This is a genomic window from Actinoplanes sp. NPDC051470, assembly GCF_040682035.1.
GTDB lineage: Bacteria > Actinomycetota > Actinomycetes > Mycobacteriales > Micromonosporaceae > Actinoplanes.
This window is the reverse complement of the sequence record NZ_JBFBAA010000005.1, coordinates 1-18,054: the sequence shown is the minus strand read 5'-3', so window position 1 is coordinate 18,054 and position 18,054 is coordinate 1. Positions and strand designations below refer to the sequence as shown.

Annotated in this window: 12 protein-coding genes; 4 read left to right on the top strand and 8 right to left on the bottom strand. The window is 70.8% G+C overall.

Annotation, left to right across the window (positions count from 1 at the left end):
- Positions 1-39: 39 nt before the first annotated feature.
- The gene (locus AB0M54_RS11170) at positions 40-3,336 is read right to left on the bottom strand and encodes a BTAD domain-containing putative transcriptional regulator (protein ID WP_364470455.1); all 3,297 of its coding nucleotides are present in this window, start codon (positions 3,334-3,336) and stop codon (positions 40-42) included.
- 189 nt (positions 3,337-3,525) lie between these two features.
- Between AB0M54_RS11170 and AB0M54_RS11165 the strand changes: the two genes are divergently transcribed.
- Positions 3,526-4,128, top strand: a complete 603-nt coding sequence (locus tag AB0M54_RS11165) for a response regulator transcription factor (protein ID WP_364322678.1) — start codon at positions 3,526-3,528, stop codon at positions 4,126-4,128.
- A 37-nt stretch (positions 4,129-4,165) separates the two neighbouring features.
- Here AB0M54_RS11165 and AB0M54_RS11160 read toward each other — a convergent pair whose 3' ends face one another.
- Together AB0M54_RS11160 and AB0M54_RS11155 are read right to left on the bottom strand one after the other, a co-directional pair.
- Positions 4,166-4,765 carry a hypothetical protein gene (locus AB0M54_RS11160; protein ID WP_364322624.1) on the bottom strand — a complete coding sequence of 200 codons (600 nt, stop codon included), beginning with the start codon at positions 4,763-4,765 and terminating at the stop codon, positions 4,166-4,168.
- The gene (locus tag AB0M54_RS11155) at positions 4,762-4,992 is read right to left on the bottom strand and encodes a hypothetical protein (protein WP_364322626.1); all 231 of its coding nucleotides are present in this window, start codon (positions 4,990-4,992) and stop codon (positions 4,762-4,764) included. Before AB0M54_RS11155 ends, AB0M54_RS11160 begins: the two co-directional genes overlap by 4 nt.
- 146 nt (positions 4,993-5,138) lie before the next feature.
- Here AB0M54_RS11155 and AB0M54_RS11150 point away from each other — a divergent pair, with 146 nt between their 5' ends.
- The gene (locus AB0M54_RS11150; RefSeq protein ID WP_364470453.1) at positions 5,139-8,273 is read left to right on the top strand and encodes a DUF6531 domain-containing protein; all 3,135 of its coding nucleotides are present in this window, start codon (positions 5,139-5,141) and stop codon (positions 8,271-8,273) included.
- A gap of 308 nt (positions 8,274-8,581) precedes the next feature.
- On the opposite strand, the gene AB0M54_RS11145 is transcribed toward AB0M54_RS11150, so the two are convergent.
- From AB0M54_RS11145 to AB0M54_RS11125, 5 genes are all read right to left on the bottom strand, one after another.
- A complete protein-coding gene (locus AB0M54_RS11145; protein WP_364322630.1) occupies positions 8,582-9,598 on the bottom strand; it encodes an ABC transporter permease in 1,017 nt (338 codons plus the stop codon).
- The gene (locus AB0M54_RS11140; protein WP_364470451.1) at positions 9,595-10,560 is read right to left on the bottom strand and encodes an ABC transporter permease; all 966 of its coding nucleotides are present in this window, start codon (positions 10,558-10,560) and stop codon (positions 9,595-9,597) included. Before AB0M54_RS11140 ends, AB0M54_RS11145 begins: the two co-directional genes overlap by 4 nt.
- Positions 10,557-12,077 (bottom strand): sugar ABC transporter ATP-binding protein, encoded by a 1,521-nt coding sequence (locus tag AB0M54_RS11135; protein ID WP_364322634.1) that lies wholly within the window; start codon positions 12,075-12,077, stop codon positions 10,557-10,559. The genes AB0M54_RS11140 and AB0M54_RS11135 overlap by 4 nt, the downstream gene beginning before the upstream one ends.
- Before the next feature lie 57 nt (positions 12,078-12,134).
- Positions 12,135-14,879 carry an AbfB domain-containing protein gene (locus AB0M54_RS11130; protein ID WP_364470449.1) on the bottom strand — a complete coding sequence of 915 codons (2,745 nt, stop codon included), beginning with the start codon at positions 14,877-14,879 and terminating at the stop codon, positions 12,135-12,137.
- 180 nt (positions 14,880-15,059) lie between these two features.
- Positions 15,060-16,148, bottom strand: coding sequence for an ABC transporter substrate-binding protein (locus tag AB0M54_RS11125; RefSeq protein ID WP_364322638.1), 1,089 nt, complete (start codon positions 16,146-16,148; stop codon positions 15,060-15,062).
- A gap of 281 nt (positions 16,149-16,429) precedes the next feature.
- Here AB0M54_RS11125 and AB0M54_RS11120 point away from each other — a divergent pair, with 281 nt between their 5' ends.
- Entirely contained in the window at positions 16,430-16,747 is a 318-nt protein-coding gene (locus AB0M54_RS11120; protein WP_364322640.1) for a hypothetical protein, read from the top strand.
- Between the two features lie 66 nt (positions 16,748-16,813).
- A complete protein-coding gene (locus tag AB0M54_RS11115) occupies positions 16,814-17,434 on the top strand; it encodes a response regulator transcription factor (RefSeq protein ID WP_364470447.1) in 621 nt (206 codons plus the stop codon).
- Positions 17,435-18,054 lie beyond the last annotated feature (620 nt).

Below are 18,054 nucleotides of genomic sequence, written 5' to 3'. Positions count from 1 at the left end.
GGCCCCCCGCCCACTCGAATGATGCCCTGAAACTAAAAGTCAGGCCCCCTTCAGCCGCCGGAGATCCCAGGCGGCGCCGAGCGAACGATAGATCTCGGCGGCGGCCGGATCGCCCGCCTCCTCCAGGGCCGCGGCCAGCTCGGGAACCCGCCCGACCGAACGGTAGTGCTCGGCCGCCTGCCGAGCGTGTTCCGGGTTGCCGGTGCGCAGCGTGCGGATCCGGGCCGCGGCGGTGAAGGCCCGGGCCGGCACGGTCTCGGCCGCCGCCTCGTCCGCGCAGGTCGCCGCCGCGCTGGTGGCCACCTCGTCATCGCCGACCACGCCGGCCAGCCGGACGATGTCGGGCAGCCACTGGTGGCGCAGCATCATCGGCGCGTAGGTGGACTCCCAGAGCGGCTTCACCACGGCCAGCGCCTCCTCGGGCCGGCCCTCCCGCTCGAGCATCAGCGACCGGGCCATCAGCAGGAAGTCACAGGCCTCCCGCTCGGAGGCGGTCGTCGGCAGCTGGGCGTCGGCGGCGTCCAGGTGGGCCTGGGCGGTGGCCCACTCGCCACGCCGGCCGGCGATCAGGGCGGCCACGCCGTGCAGCAGCATGGCGACCGCCGGCAGTTCCCGAGTGCCGTGGAAGGTCATGCCCGGATCGGTGCTGGTGACCGCGTTGATCTCGGTCAGCGCCTCGTCCCAGCGGCCCTGCCAGTAGAACTGCACCGCCGACGCCACCTGGAGGGTGGCCGGCAGGCCGTGGCGCCGGGCCACGTCGGCGCCGGAGCGGATGGTCTCGCCGGCCTCCTTGAGCCGGTCCAGGTTCTGCAGCGAGAACACCCGGTTGTCCATCAGGTCGTAGAGCAGGGCGGCGTCCTGCTCGCCGAGCGTCTCGATGGCCGTGTCGATGTGGTGCAGGGCGGCCAGGTGATCGCGGCGGATCGAATCGACCAGCCAGCGGGTCTGCAGGGCGAAGGCCGCCTCGTACGCGGAATCGGCCAGCTCGAACGTCTCGATCGCCTGATGTTCGGCCTTGTCCAGGTCACCGAGGTCACCACGGCTGAACTGGGCCCGCAGGACCTGATGCCGGGTCCGCCAGATTTCCGGCGCGTCGGGCTGTTCCAGCGCCTCGTTGAGCATGGTGATGGCGCTGTGCTTGTCGCCGCGCCGGTATCGCATGGCCGCGAGCAGCTGACGCATCTCGGCCCGGTCGGCCGGATCGGTCGCGACGCTCAACGCCTCGCGCCCCTCGGTCTCCGGGAACTCGTCCAGCCGGAACAGCAGCTTGGTCGTCGCCACGAGCAGCAGCTCGCGCTGGTCGCGGGCCGGCACGTCGGTGGCCAGCACCTGGCGGAGCAGGTCGGCGACCATGCGCGGGGCCTGCTCGATGAGCCGGGTCAGGTTGCCGATGATCCAGCGAACCACCCAGGTGTCGATCACCATGGGCTCGGCCGCGAGCTGCTCGGCGATCCGGTTGACCGGGCTGCCCGCCTGGGCCAGCGCTTCGGCCGCGTGCCGGCGCAAGGTGGCCCGGAGCGGGAACGGGATGGCGTCGTGCAGCGCCTGGCGCAGGAAGGGGTGGCGGAAGGTCAGGAACCGGCCGGACTCGACGATCACGTGCGCGGCGACGGCCTCGTCGAACGTACGCACCAGCAGCACCGGCGACCGGCCGGTCAGCGCCACCACGTCGGCCGCGGCGAACTCCATACCCAGCAACGCCGCCAGCCGGAGCACCTCCTGGGTGTCCGGGGACAGCGACTCGAGGGTGCGCCGGACCGCGCCGATCAGCGAGGCCGGCATCTTGTCCACCACCGACTCGGCGACCTCGGCGACGCCGTCGATCACCGTGACCGACCGCTGCCGGACCAGGTCGGCCGCCATCTCCCGGGTGTAGAGCGGGTTGCCGCCGGCGCGGGCGGCCAGCGACCGCAGTCCTTCGCCGGGCGCGCCACCGACGATGCCACCGATCAGCGTCTCGACCTCGGGCGTGCTCAGCGGCTCGAGATCGAGCATGTGCGCCTCGCGGCCGATCAGCGCCCGGCGGAGCTGACCGAGCCGGGTGTCCGGCCGGGTCGCGGCCACCAGCAGCAGCGGCAGGCGCCGCACGGCGCCGGCCAGCCGCCCCCAGGCCAGCACGCTGGACTCGTCGGCCCAGTGCATGTCGTCCACGATCAGCAGCAGCGGCGCCTGGAGACAGGCCTCCCGCACGAAGGCGAGCAGGCCGGTGTCGCCCTCGCCCTGCACCCGCTCGGCCTCCGCGGCCAGCCGTGGATCGCTGGACGTGCTCTCCAGGCCGAGAGCTTCCATCAGGACCTGGTACGGCACCCGCTGGCCCAGTTCGTCGGCCACACTCCAGGCGACCTGGCAGCCGGCCGCCGTGGTCCGGGCGAACGCGGCGGCGAGCAGCTCGGACTTGCCGATGCCGGCCTCGCCCTCCAGCCAGACCGCGTTGCCCCGCCCCTGGGCCAGGTCGTCGACCAGGCCGCTGAGCAGGCTGAGTTCGTCGTGGCGCCCGACGAACGGGACGCCGGAGCGGGCCCGGGTGACGTGTGCGGGCGCGATCTGGAGCCGGGGGAGTGGCTCGGGGCGCGCCGCCGGGGCCGGCGCAGTCTCGGTGGCGTCGCCGGCCAGCAGGTCTTTCTGGAGTTTGCGCAGGGTGGCGCCGGGCTCGATGCCCAGCTCGGCGATCAGCGTGTCGCGCGCGGTCTGATAAACCTCGAGAGCGTCGGCGGTACGCCCGGAGGTGGCCAGCGCGCGCATCAACAGCTCGTAGAGCGCTTCGTGCAGCGGATGATCGCGGACCAGGCCCTGCAGCTCGGTCACCACCTCACCGCCGCGGCCCAGCTCCAGCGCGGCGCGGGCGCGCTGTTCCAGCATGCTCAGGCGCATCTCGGCGAGCCGCTGTCGTTCCTGTTCCACGTACGGTCCGGAAACGTCCGCGTACGGCTCGCCGCGCCAAAGCGCGATTCCCTGGTCGAGCGCCGCTATGGCGCCGGGCAGATCGCCCTGCTGGAACCGCCGGCCGGCCTCGCCCCGCCAATGTGTCAGTTTTTCGACATCGACCGACGACGCCGTCAATTGATAACCGCCGGCAACCGTGGAAAGACGCTCCGCAGCCGAACCCAAAACGCGCCGCAACCCGGACACATAAGTGTGCAGGCTGCCTCCCGCGCTGGCCGGTGCGCTGTCCCCCCAGACCGCGTCGACCAGCTCGTCGCGGGTCATCGCCCGTCCGACCTGCGAAACCAGTACGGCGAAGACAGCACGCTGGCGGGAGGGGCCGAGGGCCACGTCGGCGCCGTCGACAACTGCGCGTAATTGGCCTAACACCTCCGCGTGCAATTCTCCGCTCATCCGCCCCCCTCGACGCCACCCCGTTTCGGCCCCCCGGCCCGGACATTGTCGTCCATCTCTACAAGCACTGTTCTCCGGGTCCCACCAGACGGTTGTTGATCCGGATGGAGGAAGTGTGAAGAATCCCTGGAGCCCCCCTCCCCAGACTGAGAAGTGTCGATTGGTCGTGAGGAGAGAGACCCCGTGAAGATCGTCTTGCAGGCGCAGGATCCACTGAGTCACGCCGGATTGGCCGGGTTGATCGAGAAGGACCCCGGTGTGGAGATCGTGGAGGACTGGGCCGCGTCGGACGTCGCCGTGGTGGCGGCCGACCGGCTGCGCCACGATGTGGTGTCCAGCCTGCGCCGCGCGGCCGAGGCCACCGGGAAGCCGGTGGTGCTGGTGGTCAGCGAGCTCAACGAGGGTGAGCTGCTGACCGCCGTCGAGTGCCGGGTGGTGGCCGTGCTGCCCCGGTCGGCGCTGACCGAGGACCGGCTGCGCCACTGCATCCGTACCGCCGTGGCCGGCGGCGGGGTGATCCCGCCCAGCCTGGTCGGCGAGCTGCTCAAGCACGTGGACCGGCTTCAGCGCGAGGTGCTCGCCCCGAACGGGCTGAACGCCTCGGGCCTGACCGCCCGGGAGATCGACGTGCTCCGGCTGCTGGCCGACGGCAAGGAGACCCCGGAGATCGCGGCCGAGCTCTGCTACTCGGAGCGGACCGTGAAGAACGTGCTCTACGGCGTGACGCACCGGCTCAACCTGAAGAGCCGCTCGCACGCCGTGGCCTACGCGATGCGGGCCGGGGTCTTCTAGGACCCGGACGCGCCGGCCACCTTCCGCGTCGCGGCGGTCAGAGGAAGCGGAAGGTGGTCGTCACCGCGTCGAACAGGTCGTGCATCTCGGCCGCCAGCGGCAGCGCGGGGCTGCTGCCGGTGACCAGCGCGACGCGGGCCGGTCCGGCGCCCGGGAACGGCACGAAGGTCTGCAGCAGGGCGGTCCGCACCCAGCCGGCGCCGTCCGGCATCGGCACGTCCTCGACACCCCGGGTCCGGGTGACCCGGCCGATGTGCGGCAGTTCGACGTCCTCGACGACCCGCCACGGCTTGTCCGCCCCGCGTTCCGGGATGGCGCGCAGGTGCTTGCCGACCGCGGCCACCTCGCCCGGCGCGGCCACCACCGACACCGTCACTGTGGCGGTGAGCAGCGCGGCGTCGAAGCCCTCGGCCAGCACCCCGCAGTAGACCGCACCATGCGAATGGGCGGTCCGGGCGGCGGCGCGCAGGGCGTGGGTCAGCGCGAGGCGGTGCGGTTCGAGCGCGGGCACCTCGGTCACCCGGTCGCGCACCAGGCTGGTGATCGAGCCGTTCCGGGTCTGCGGGTGCAGGTCGACCTCGTACCAGCTCGGCGGCACCGAGAGGGCGAAACCGGTGGGCGCGACGGCGCCCGTCATCCCGCCGCCCCGGACCGGCGTAGCGCCCGGTCGGCCAGGTCGCCCAGCGTCTTGCAGTTCTCCTGAACCTGGACGCGGCCGTCGGCCCAGCCGGACTCGAACTGCCGGATGGCGCCGTCGACGGCCGGATCGCCGATCGTGCCGGTGATCCACTCCGGGGCGGTCCACATCGCCGCCGACACGTCCTGAAGGGCGCGGCTCAGCCCTTCGACCTCCGAGTGATCCACACGAGCACTGTGCCAAAGCCCCCGCGACGGTCATGGCCGATCGGGATGAACGGACCTGACATGAGGTCTGTTCGCCCCAAGTCGTTTCCTCGCGGGAGTTGGGTGCCCACCATTTGCAGCGTTGTGCAACACCCGAGGAGGACCGCATGTCTCGCCCGCTCGACTGGTGGGTCCTGGACCTGGAGTCGGACCCGGCGCCGGGATCCTGCGAGGCGGCCGAGGCCCTGGCCGGTCGGCTGATGCGGTTCGCCGACGACGCCGAGGCCGCGGGCCTGGCCGTCCGCTCGATGGGCGACGAGGCGGTGCTCGCCTGGACCGGGCTGTCGGCGGAGCGGTTCGCCGACCAGTACGGCGACTTCCCCGAGCAGATCCGGCAGGTCTGCGCCTCGCACCGGATGGCGGCCGAGGCCCTGTCCGCGTACGTCCCCCGGCTCCGCGCCGCGCAGGCCGACGCCGACCGGGCCCTGACCGAAGCCCGTGACGGCCTCGCCCTCGACGCGGCCAAGGTGCTGGCCGAGCAGGCCCGGCAGGTCCGCGAGGACGCCGCCGCCACCTGCGCCAAGGAGATCCGGGTGGCCTCGGCCGCGGGCATCCCGCCGCGGTCGTTCTGGGACAAGCTGGCCGACGGCTTCCAGATGCTGTGGGAGGCGACCTGCGAATCGGCGAAGTGGGTGTCGGTGGCCACCGGCGCGGTGGCGCTGGCCGCCTGCGCCCCGGCGTCCTGGCTGGCCCCCGCGGTCGGTGGCCCGCTGCTCGGCGTGGCTCTGGCCGACCTTACCGCCGGCCGGGGCAACGGGCTGGGCCTGGTCTTCGGGGTGCTCGGCGGATTACCCGGGGTGGTCGGGATGACCACGGTGGCCGGGCTGCGGGCCGGATGGCGGCCGGTGGCCGCGGACTTCGCCGGCGTGAAGGTGGAGCGGCCGGGGCCGGCGGCGGTCGTCGTCACGAAGAGCCTGACCGCGACCGGCCGGCGGGCCCACCCAGCCTCGGCCGCCCCGGCGGCGTTACGTGACCACGTCGACGTCGGCGCCGGCCGGGTCGTGATCACCGAGACCGACCTGGACGTGCCCGGCGAGCTGCCGATCCGGTTGTCCCGCACGCATCGGTCGGATCAGCAGGCCGGCCGGTTCTTCGGGCCGGGCTGGATGTCCACGATGGACCAGCGGGTGCAGGTCGAGGACGACGGGCTGCACCTGATGCTCGAGGACGGGACGCTGTTCAGCTATCCGGCGCCCAGCCCGTCCGGGGTGGCCCACCCGCGGCACGGCACGGATCGCCCGCTTTCGCGTACCCCCGAAGGCGGTTTTGTCGTCATCGACCCGGCGAGCGGGTGTTCGTGGTGGTTCGCCCCGCCCGACGGCGAGGGGGCGGCGTGGCTCACCGCGATCACGCTCGGCGGGCACCGGGTCGACGTGCGGCGCAACGGGCTCGGCGTGCCGGTCGAGGTGCGACGGACGTGCGGCGCGCGGATCGCGATCGGGACCGAGGACGGCCGGGTGGTCGCGATCGGCGCGGTGGCATTTGGTTACGACGGCGACGAGCGGTTGGTGCGCGGCGGGGGCACGGCCTACGAGTACGACCCGGCCGGGCGGGTGGTCCGGCGCGGCTCCGACAGCTTCGGGTACGACCGGACGGGCCGCTGCGTCCGGTCCGGCAAGAGCACCTTCGCGTACGAGCCCGGGCGCACCGTGGTGACCGACGCGTCCGGCGCCGCCACCACCTGCACGCTGAACGACCACCGGCAGGTCATCGCCGTCACCGACCCGGTCGGGGTGACCGTCACCACCCAGTGGGACGCCCAGCACCGCCCGATCGCGCACACCGACGCCCGCGGCGGCCGCACCACCTGGGAGTACGGCTCGGCCGCGCACCCGGTGACCCGCACCGACGCCACCGGCGGCCGGCGCATCCACCGCTGGGACGCCGAGCACCGCCCGCTGACCGTCACCAACGAGCTCGGCCAGACCTGGCGGTTCGAGTACGACGCGGCCGGCCGCCCCGCACGCGAGACCGACTTCCAGGGGCGGGAGCGGACCTTCGCCTGGGACCGGCACGGCCGCCTGATCCGGGACGGCGCGATCGGGTACGCCTACGACGACGCCGGCCGGCTGACCGAGGAACGCGTCGGCGACCGGGTGACCCGCTTCTCCTGGACATCCGACGGCCGCCTGGCCGGGGCGGCCGTCCACGGCGGCGCCCGCGTCGAGGTGTGGCGTGACGACGCCGGGCGGGTGATCGCCGAGAGTCTCGACGGCGTGGTCACCGGCCGGGCCGCATGGGAGCACGACGCCGTCGCCCGGATCGCCGGCCACACGCTCACCTTCGAGTACGACCGGTTCGGTGCCGAGATCACCCGCCGGCTCGACGGCGCCGTCGTGGTGGCCACCTCCCGGGACGCCGCCGGCCGCCCCGTGGCGCAGGTCATCGGCCGGGAGCGACGCGAGTTCCGGCGGGCCCACGGCGACGTGATCGCGATCGAGGACCGCCGCGAGCGCCGCGAGATCGACCGCGACGCCCTGGGCCGGGTGACCGGCTTCGGCACCGAGCGCTACGCGTACGACCCGACCGGCCTGCTCATCACCCCGGCGACCGGCGACCAGCAGGTCTTCGACGCGGCCGGCCGGCTGATCCGCCGCGCCGCGGCCGATGGCCGGCACTGGGAGCACGAGTGGGACGACGCCGACCGGATGACCGCGGTCACCACCCCCGACGGCGTGCGCTGGACCTACCGGTACGACGGCCTGGGCCGGCGCATCGCCAAGGAGTGCGCCCTCGAGCGCTTCACCTTCCGCTGGCTCGGCCACCGCCTGGTCGAACAGCACCACACCGTCGGCGACGGACCGGTCCGGGTGACCACCTGGGTCCACCACCCCGCTACCGGCCACGTGGTCGCCCAGGTCGAGGACGGCCGAATCGGCGTGGTGGTCACCGACGAGGCCGGCACACCGACCGACCTGATCGACCCCTCCGGCGAACGCGTCTGGCAGCGCCGGGCCACCCTGTGGGGCCTCGACCCGACCTCAGCCACGCCGCTGCGCTTCCCCGGCCACTACCGCGACGCCGAGACCGGCCTGCACCACGACCGGGGCCGCTACTACGACCCGGGCACCGCCCGTTACCTGAGCCCCGACCGCCGAGGCCTGCGCGGGGGCCCCAACCCGTACCTCTACGCGGCCGACCCCCTCGTGCCCCGCCCGGCCGACGATTCCTGGGAGCCCCGCACGGTCTACGCGGCCCAGCAGATCGCCGCGACCCGGGCGGCGCTCTCCGCGCACTGGTAGGTCCTTACGACCCGGAGACGTGTTGCGGCGGATCCCTACATATCGGGCTGGCCGACGACGCCGGTGGGCGCGCATGCCCTGCGCGGCCCCTCGGATCGCCGCGACCCGGCCGTTCCGCACAGTGGTAGCTGGGCACCCCGGGCTGTGGATAACCGCCGGATCCGGTCGTAGTCGCGCGCTACATTCACCGCCCACCCAGAGGGGTGGGGGAGGTGGCGGTGCGCGCGCCGAATCGCCAAGATCAGCAGGCGGTTGGCGAGATGGCGGCGATGCGCGCGCGACGTCCAAGATGGTCAGGCGGCGGGTTGTCAGGTCACGCGGCGGAGTTTGGCCAAGTAGGTCTGGGCCACCACGACGACGGCCAGGAAGGCGCCGCTGATCACCTGCTGGTAGCTGGACTGGACGTTGCCGACCTGGTTGATCATGTTCTGGATGACGCCCAGGAGGAGGACGCCGGCCACGGTGCCCGCGATGGTGCCCGCGCCGCCGGTCAGCAGGGTTCCGCCGATCACCACGGCGGCGATGGCGTCGAGTTCCATGCCGGTGCCCAGCACGGTCACGCCGGAGCCGAGTTTCGCCGCGTTGATCGCCCCGGCCAGGCCGGCGAGCAGTCCGCTCAGGACGTACACCCAGATTTTGGTCCTTCGCACCGCGATGCCCATCAGGCCGGCCGCGTCCTCGCTGCCGCCGATCGCGTAGACCGCGTGCCCGAACCGGGTGCGGGACAGCACCACGATGCCGATCGCGACCAGCACCACGGCCAGCCACACGGGGTAGCCGATGCCGAGGAACGAGCCCGTGCCGAACGAGCGGAACGCGTCGCTCTTGACCAGGTAGGTCTCCGAACCCTCGGTGCTGATCGCGCGCATCAGGCCGCGCGCCCCGAGCAGGGCGGCCAGGGTGACGATGAAGGGCGCCATTCTGGTGTACGCGATGAGCAGCCCGTTCGCGATGCCGATCAGCCCGCAGACCAGCAGCGGGGCCAGGAACGCGGCACCGACGCCCCACTGCGACGCGTACGCCGAGACGACCCCGCCGAGCACGTAGAGCGAGCCCACCGACAGGTCGATCCCGCCCGTGATGATCACGAAGGTCATGCCCAGCGCGATCAGCATCGGCGGCGCCGCGGCCACCAGGATCGTGCCGGCGTTGTCGAACGTGCGGAAGTTCGGCCAGGTGATCGACGCGATGATCACCACCACGACGAGCACGGCCAGGGCGCCCTGGCGCTGGACCAGGCCGACGATCCGGTCGGTGCGCTCCGCCCGGCGCACGTCCGCCGCGACGACCGCGGGAACCTCGGGTTCGGTAGCCAACTGAGTCACCGGGTCTTCCTCTCGCGGGCGACGTAGACGGCGACCAGGATGATCACGGCCTGCACGATCTCGGTCGTCGACGCCGGCAGGTTGTGTTTGATCATGGTCGCCACGACCAGTTGCATGAGCAGGGCGCCGGCCACCGTGCCCAGCACGCGGACCTTGCCGCCGGTGAGCGGGGTGCCGCCGACCACGACCGCGGTGATCGCGGAGAGTTCGATCAGCAGGCCGACCGCCGAGGCGTCACTGGACTGGATGCGGGCGACGGCCAGGACACCGGCGATCGAGGCGAGGGCCGAGCAGATCACGTACACGGTGATCAGGACTCGTTTGACCGGGAGGCCGGCCAGCTCGGCCGATTTGCGGTTGCCGCCGATGGCCAGGAGGCGGCGGCCGAAGACGGTGCGGCGCACCACGAACGCGACGATCAGCACGAGCGCCGCGGCGATCCAGACCAGGACCGGCAGGCCGAACAGGTCACCGGAGCCGAGGAAGATGAGGTCGTCGTTGCGGATGTCCTTGAGCTGGCCGCCGGAGATGACCAGGGCCAGGCCGCGGCCGCCGACGAAGAGCGCGAGCGTGGCGACGATCGGTTGCAGCCCGACCCGGGCGACCAGGGTGCCGTTGACCAGGCCGACGGCCAGGCCGGCGACCAGTGAGATGAGGATCGCGCCGGCCACGCCGTAGCCGAGGTAGAGCGGGATCAGCGCGGCCGCGAGCGCCATCACCGAGCCGACCGACAGGTCGATGCCCTCGGTTCCGATGACCAGCGCCATGCCCAGCGCGACGATCGCGATCGGCGCCACCTGGATCAGCTGGATGCGCAGGTTGCTCCAGGTCAGGAAGTTCGGGGTGAAGATGATGTTGAAGAGGATCAGCAGCACGATCGCGGCGTACACGCCGTACGTGGGCAACCAGCTCTTGATCTTCGCAAGGTCCAGACCGCGCGCGGGAGAGGAAAGAGTCGTCATGCGTTGCCTCCCGCGGTGGCGATGGTGTCCAGCAGGTCCTCGGCGGTGACCTGGTCGCCGGTGAGGGTGCCGACCACCACGCCGTCGCGCAGCACCACGACCCGGTCGGCGCCCTCGATCAGCTCATCGGCGTCCGACGAGACCAGCACCACGCCGAGGCCCTCGGCCGCCAGTTCGTCGATCAGGCCCTGCACCTCGGCCTTGGCGCCGACGTCGATGCCGCGGGTCGGCTCGTCCAGCAGCAGCACCTTGGGCTGGGTGGCCAGCAGCCGGGCCAGCAGCACCTTCTGCTGGTTGCCGCCGGACAGGTCGCCGACCCGCTGATCGGGGCTGGACGCCTTGATCCGCAACCGTCGCATGTAGATGTCGACGACCTTGTCGATCTTCGCTTCGGAGACCACCCCGAGCCGGGAGAGCCGGGGGAGGATGGCGAGGGCGATGTTCTCGCGTACGGACAGACCGGCGATGATGCCCTCCGCCTTGCGGTCCTCGGGCTGGATGGCGATGCCCGCCTTGACCGCGCCGATCGTGGTCGGCCGTTTGAACGGCTTGCCTCCGACCTCGATCTCGCCGGCGTCCAGCGGGTATGCCCCGCCGATCGCCTTGATCGTCTCGCTGCGCCCGGCGCCGAGCAGGCCGCCCAGCCCGACCACCTCGCCGGGCCGCACGTCGAAGCTGATGTCGTGCAGCTTGTGCCGGCTGTTCAGGCCGGTCGCCTTCAGCACCGGGGCGGCCTGTTCCGAGCCGGTGTGCTCGCCGGAGAACGCGGTCGCGCCTTCCCGTCGCACCTCGGACATCTCCCGCCCGAGCATCAGCGACACCAGCTTGATCCGCTCCAGGTTCTCGAGCCGGCCGGTGTGCACCAGCTTGCCGTCGCGCAGGATCGTCACCGCGTCGCAGATCCGGTAGAGCTCGTCCAGGCGGTGGCTGACGTACACGATGCCGATGCCCTGGGCGTGCAGGTCCCGGATCACGCCGAACAGCGTCTCGACCTCGCGCGGCTCCAGGGACGAGGTGGGCTCGTCCATGATCACCACGCGGGCGTCGATCATCACCGCCCGGGCCAGCGCGACCATCTGCTGTGCGCCGAGCGCGAGCGTGCCGAGCTGGCGACGGACATCCGTGGTGACGCCGTAGCGCCGCAGGATGTCCGCCGCCTCGCGATTCATCCGCCCCTCGTCCAGCGTGCCGAACCTGGTGCGCGGCTCGCGGCCGAGGAAGAGGTTGTGCGCCACGCTCATCAAGGGGATGAGGTTGACCTCCTGATAGATCGTGGAGATCCCGGCCTTCTGGGCGTCCATCGGCGTACCGAAGGAGACCTTCTGGTCGCGGTAGCGCACCTCGCCGTCGTCGGGTTGGTAGACGCCGGTGAGCACCTTGATCAAAGTGGACTTACCGGCGCCGTTCTCGCCGACCAGGGCGTGAACTTCCCCTTGGTTCAGCGTGAACGAGACATCGTCCAGAGCGCGGACGCCCGGGAACGTCTTGGTGACGCCGGCGACCTCTAACAGCGGCATGAACGCATTCACTCACTTCTCAACATAATCCGTCAAGGTCTGACATTTTTGTTAGCGCTAACCAAGCGGAGCCGCGTTGTTCCACGTGGTGTCGGCGTTGTAGCTGGACGGGTTGTCCCAGGCGTTGCCGCCGCCGCTGCCGGCGATGTAGACGGCCTCGCCGTAGTGCCGCCAGTGGTAGCCGGGGTAGTTGAACGACTCCAGCGAGACGTTCCCCGACCCGCCGTTCAGCGGCGGCTGGGCACAGAACGTGGCGTCCTGCTGGAACACCGTCGTCCCGTCGCTCGACGCCTTCTGCACCCGGTAGTTCGCGTGCCGCAGGTACTGGCCCGCGAAGTTCGCCGACTCGAACGAGTAGCAGCTGCTGTCGGCCAGGCCGGCCTTGACGATGAAGGTGGCATCCAGCCGGTCGGCCGCCGCGCTGCTCGCGGTGATCACGTCCGTGCGGGCGAGCCCGTCCCGGTGCCGCAGGTAACGCGTGTCGAAGCCAGGCGTGGTGACCCGGAACGACCGCCGCTGCCCGATCGGCAGGTCGGCGCCGCTGCGCCACCAGCCCGAGTTGACCGCCCAGGTGGCATCCTGCGCGTACGCGCCACCCGTGCCCGCCTCGACCCACACCTCTTCACTACGGTGCCGCAGGTAGGAGCCGGGCAGGCTGGCCGACTCGAGCGAGGTGCCGCCGCCGGAGAGCCCCGGCCGGGCACAGAACGTGGCGTCGGCGGTGAAGGTGCCACCGTTGTTCGCCTCGCTGTACACCCGGTTCGCCCGGTGCCGCAGGTACCGGCCCGGGAAGTTGCGGGACTCGAACGAATAGCAGGCGCTGTTCGACAGGCCGGCCCTCACGAAGAACGTGGCGTCCTGCTTGTCGCCGACCGCGCTGCTCGCGTTGATCACATCGGTGCGCGCGGCGCCGTCGCGGTGCCGCAGGTAGCGGTCGGTGTATCCGGTGGTGGTCACCCGCAGCGAGGCCGGCTTGTTCAGCGACAGCGTGGTGCCGTTGGCCGCCCCGAGCACCCGGAGGTGGGTGTCCCGGACGCGCGCGAAGTCCATCTTGCGGATCTGCCGGTCGTACGTGAAGAAGCCGTTGAGCTCCTCCTCCACGTCGGTCGGTTCGGTGTAGACCGAACCGGACAGCCCGTTGCCGTTGATCAGGTCAACCAGCCGGCCGGTGATCTGGATGTAGCGGTTGGTCAGGGCGTTCGAGTCGGGCAACCACTCGTACGCGAACTCGCCGCCGCTCGGCCACTGGTGACCGGGGGTACGCAGGCCGAGGCCGCCGTACTCGCCGTTGACCGAGATGCGGGTGGCTGTGGGCGGGCGGCTGATGCCCGGGCCGACGTACTGGTGGTCGTCGATCACGTCGCCGTTGCCCGGGTCGGGGTCGGAGTCACAGCAGTTGGAGCCGGAGTTGTGGTTGACCAGCCGGGTCGGGTCCCAGCTCTTCACCAGGTCGGCGATGCGGCCGGCGTCGTACTCGCCCCAGCCCTCGTTGAACGGCACCCACTGCACGATCGAGGTGATGCCCTTGTGCTCGTCGATCATCTCGCGCAGCTCACGCTCGAACCGCTGCCGGCCGACGGTCGACGGCTCGCGGCCGCTGGCCAGCGCCGGCATGTCCTGCCAGACCATCAGGCCGAGCCGGTCGGCGTGGTAGAACCAGCGGTCGTTCTCCACCTTGATGTGCTTGCGGACCATGTTGAAGCCGAGCGCCTTCTGCTGTTCCAGGTCGAAGGCGAGCGCGGTGTCGGTCGGCGCGGTGTAGATGCCGTCCGGCCAGAAGCCCTGGTCGAGCGTGCCCAGCTGAAACACGAACTTGCCGTTCAGGGTGGGCCGCAGCGTGCCGCCGAGCATCGCCTTGCCGACCGAGCGCATGCCGAAATAGCCGCCGACGGCGTCGCCGCCGGCCATGGTCACCCTGAGGTTGTAGAGGAACGGGTCGTCGGGGGTCCACAACCGGGCGTTGGGTACGGGTACGCGGAAGCTGCTGCCCACCGTGCCGGTCGCCGTGCCGACCACAGTGGCGCCGTTCAGCACCTGGGCCGTCACGCCGGCGCCGGCCTGCGTGCCCTGCACGACCAGGTCGAGGCCGCCGGCGGCGACGTTCGGGGTGGTGTCGAGCCGGGTGACGCGCTGGGCCGTGGTCGGCTCCAGCCAGACCGTCTGCCAGATGCCCGAGGACGGCGTGTACATGATGCCGCCGCGGTTGAGGCGCTGCTTGCCGACCGGGATGTCCTGGCCCTCGACCGGGTCCCAGACGCCGACGATGACCTCGTTCGAGCCGGCCCGGAGGGCGCTGGTGATGTCGTACGAGAACTTGTCGTAACCGCCCTCGTGCGTACCCAGCAGGGCGCCGTTGACCCAGACCTTCGACTGCCAGTCCACGGCGCCGAAGTTGAGCTGTACGTTGCGCCCCGACCAGCCGGCCGGGACGGTGAAGTTCTTCCGGTAGTACATGAAGTTCTCGTGCCGCATGATCCCCGAGAGAGCGCTTTCAATCGGGTACGGGACGAGCACCTCCTCGGCCAGCGTCTGGCCCACCGGTGGCGTGTTGGTGTTGCTCGCCCGGGCGAACTGCCAGATGCCGTTGAGGCTCTGCCAGTCCGGGCGGGTCAGCTGCGGGCGGGGATATTCCGGCAGGGGATTGGTGGTGGAGACCTGGCCGGTCCAGGGCGTGGTCAGCGGGGGTGTCTTGGGTACGAAGGCAGCGGCCGGCGCGGCGTTCACGACGACCGCCCCGGTGGAGGCGATCAGTGCCGCGGCCAGGCCGGTGAGCCATCGTCGAGAGCGGGGATGTGCAGTCACGTTCTCTCTCCTTCGAGAAAGTGCGCTGTTGGGGGAACTCATCGTGTCCCGCGGACACATCCGCTGGCAATAGACGTCGGTCTATGTGGCCTTTTTCTGGAAACATTCTTTACCGGGCGTGGTCACGACCGGCGGCGCCGCCTCCGAGTGCTGGAAGCGGCGTCGCCCGTCGTGGTCGGATCAGTAGGCGCTGTTCAGGTCCGCCTTGGCGTTGCTGGCGTCGTACTGCCGGTCGGAGATGATGATGTCCTCCGGGATCGGCTCACCGTTGAAGAACTTGGTCGCCGTCTCGAAGGCCAGCGGGCCGAAGCGCGGGTTCGACTCGATGACCGCCGAGGCCCAGCCGTCCGCGACCGCCTGCACGGCGCCCTTGGTGCCGTCGATCGTCACGATCTTCACGTCGCCGGCCTTCTTGCCGGCGCCCTTCAGCGCGACGATCGCGCCCAGGGCCATCTCGTCGTTCTCGGCGTAGATGCCGTTGATGTCGCCGTTGGACTGCAGCAGCTGCTCGGAGACCTTCTGGCCCTCCTCGCGGGAGAAGTTGCCGGTCTGCTCGAAGGTGACCTGAACATCCGGCGCGACCTTGGCGATCTGGTCCTTGAAGCCCTTGGTCCGCAGCGTGGTCACGTTGTTGCCCGGGGCGCCGAGCAGGATCGCGACCTTGCCCTTGTTGCCCAGCGCCTTGGCCATCTCGTCGGCCGCGCGCTGACCCTGCTTCTCGAAGTCCGACCCGATGAAGGTCAGGTAGTCGGTGCAGGACTTCGCGTTGATCTTGCGGTCGATGGTGATGATCGGGACCTTCTTGGCCGCCGCCTTGGCGAACACCGAGTCCCAGCCGTCCGAGTTCAGCGGCGCGATGATCAGCAGCTGCACGCCCGAGTCGATCATCTGCTCGACGTCGCTGATCTGCTTGTTGAACTGCGAGTTGGCGTTCGAGGTGGTCAGGTTGCCGGACGGGATGCCGACCTTGGCCGCCTCGTCCTGGATGGACTTGGTCTCCGCGGTCCGGAACGGGTTGGCCTCCTTCTCGGACTGGGAGAAGCCGACCTTCGCGGTCTTCAGGTCCACCTTGGTGCCGCCGTACTGCTGCAGGGTGCAGCTGGCGACGCCGGGCGCGGCCGACTCCACGACCTGGGCGCCTCCGGACGATCCGGTGGTGGGTCCGCTGCCGGAGCCGTTGTCCTCCGACTTCGCACACGCACTGATCGCCAGCAGGGCAACGCTGAGAGTGACTATCGCCGGCCGCATGCGGCCGGAACGAGCGCTCATGACATAGCTCCTTCGAGGGGCTTTCGTCGAACTGAGTGACATCAGGGGGTAATCACCCGGAAACACATTCACCCACCATCGAACTTTTGTTGTCAAGGTCGCACGCGCAAACGTTTACGGGTCCGTGATGGAGCGCTCTCTCGCAGGTCAGAGCCGGGTTGCGGCGGGCGGGCATGATCGACCCCGATGCATGGCGTCTTTTGGGCAGACGTGCCTGCTCGGGCGGGCACTCCACGCATCACGGGGTCGCGCCGCGCGTCCAACACTGATGAACTTGTGTCATGTCCGAGGAACAGCCCTTCGCCGGCGACGTCTTCCTCGATCTCGCCGGCGACGGCCGGCTGACGATCGAGGCGGAGGAAGCCGACCGTCTGGTGGCCGCGCTCGAGTGCACGCTCGCCGCGGTCTGCGAACGGCTGCGCGTGATCCGGCTGTGGCGCGAACTCGACACGCCCACTCTCGACGGCCTGCCCGGCCCCGCCGCCCAGATGGTCGCCGACGCCGTCTTCCAAGACCAGACAGTGCCCGGCCGGCTCGAAGCGGCGGCCGATGAGCTGCCCAAATACATCTCGGCTCTACGCCAGGCGCGGCGCCTCTAGGCCCGCTCCAGATTTATGGAGCGACTCTGAAGGATTCGTGAAGCGTCAAGCTTTTGACTGGTCGGCATGGAGAAGATCAGCGTCGCCGTCCAGTCGTCCGACCCGCTCACCCGCGCCGGTCTGCTCACCCACCTCCAGGAGTGCACCGAGCTGACCCTGCTGCCGGCGGACCGCTGGACCGAGGCGTCCGTCCGGGTGGTGGCGACCGAGCGGCTGCGCCCCGAGTCGCTGGCGGCGCTGCGTCGTTCCGCCGCCGACAGCACCGCGCCGGTCGTGCTGATCGTCGAAGAGGTCTCCGAGGCCGACCTGCTCACCGCCGTCGAGTGCCGGGTCGTGGCCGTGCTGCCCCGCGCCGTGGTCTCCGGCGAGCGCCTGGCCCGGGCCGTCCAGGCCGCCGTCACCGGTGGTGGCGTGCTGCCGCCGGCCCTGGTCGGCGAGCTGATCAAGCACGTCGAGCGCCTGCAGCGCGAGGTCCTGAACCCGACCGGCGGCGCCGGCGGCCTGTCCTCCCGCGAGGTCGACGTCCTCCGCCTGATGGCCGACGGCCTCGACACCAACGAGATCGCCGGCAAACTCTGCTACTCCGAGCGCACCGTCAAGAACGTCATCTACGGCGTGACCCACCGCCTCAACCTCCGCAACCGCTCCCACGCCGTCGCCTACGCCCTCCGCGCCGGCGTGATCTAGCCACGCGGTGATTCTTCGATCAATGTCTCAAGCGGGGCCGTGAGCGCCGCCTTGCCGGCAGATCCGCTGCCATGCATGAGCGAGCCTGCTCTGGAGAAGATCGACTCACCCGTGCCGGCTGTGCCCTCCGCGTCGGCGTCATCCAGCCGCGCATGAACCCGAGGTCACTCCGACTGCACCACGGCGAAGGGTGGCCGCACGCCCTCGGTGAGCTCGGCCGCACCTGGAACACCTTGGAATCCGACCGCACGGCGACGTGCCACCCGTCGCTTCCGGCCGAGTCCCCACCAATGGTCACGGTCCGCCCATCCGTGATCCCGACGATGCAGGTCATGGAGCCACTCTTCATGGCCGGCGGACTCGTGCCAACCATCAGGTGGACGGCTCCGGAATGACGGCCTGATGTGGCCTCGGCGACCGCACGTCGGCCGGGCCACATCGGACGGTGGGCGCGTGCACGATTCTGAGCTGGGCCGCGTCGACCGTGTTCGCGCTCTCGCCGGCCCGGATGGGCCGGTCGCCTGCGGGCTAGTCCCTGTCGCCTCTGGCGAGGTGGCCCGTTCCGGGCTGAAAATGGGTGTTGGTCGCTCGCTGACGTCGTGTCTCCTTGATCCGTACGA

Excerpts from the sequence above, each read along its gene's own strand:
- AB0M54_RS11125 (WP_364322638.1), bottom strand. The coding sequence starts at position 16,148 with ATGAGCGCTCGTTCCGGCCGCATGCGGCCGGCGATAGTCACTCTCAGC.
- AB0M54_RS11120 (WP_364322640.1), top strand. The coding sequence starts at position 16,430 with ATGTCCGAGGAACAGCCCTTCGCCGGCGACGTCTTCCTCGATCTCGCC.
- AB0M54_RS11140 (WP_364470451.1), bottom strand. The coding sequence starts at position 10,560 with ATGACGACTCTTTCCTCTCCCGCGCGCGGTCTGGACCTTGCGAAGATC.
- AB0M54_RS11115 (WP_364470447.1), top strand. The coding sequence starts at position 16,814 with ATGGAGAAGATCAGCGTCGCCGTCCAGTCGTCCGACCCGCTCACCCGC.
- AB0M54_RS11160 (WP_364322624.1), bottom strand. The coding sequence starts at position 4,765 with ATGACGGGCGCCGTCGCGCCCACCGGTTTCGCCCTCTCGGTGCCGCCG.
- AB0M54_RS11170 (WP_364470455.1), bottom strand. The coding sequence starts at position 3,336 with ATGAGCGGAGAATTGCACGCGGAGGTGTTAGGCCAATTACGCGCAGTT.
- AB0M54_RS11135 (WP_364322634.1), bottom strand. The coding sequence starts at position 12,077 with ATGCCGCTGTTAGAGGTCGCCGGCGTCACCAAGACGTTCCCGGGCGTC.
- AB0M54_RS11150 (WP_364470453.1), top strand. The coding sequence starts at position 5,139 with ATGTCTCGCCCGCTCGACTGGTGGGTCCTGGACCTGGAGTCGGACCCG.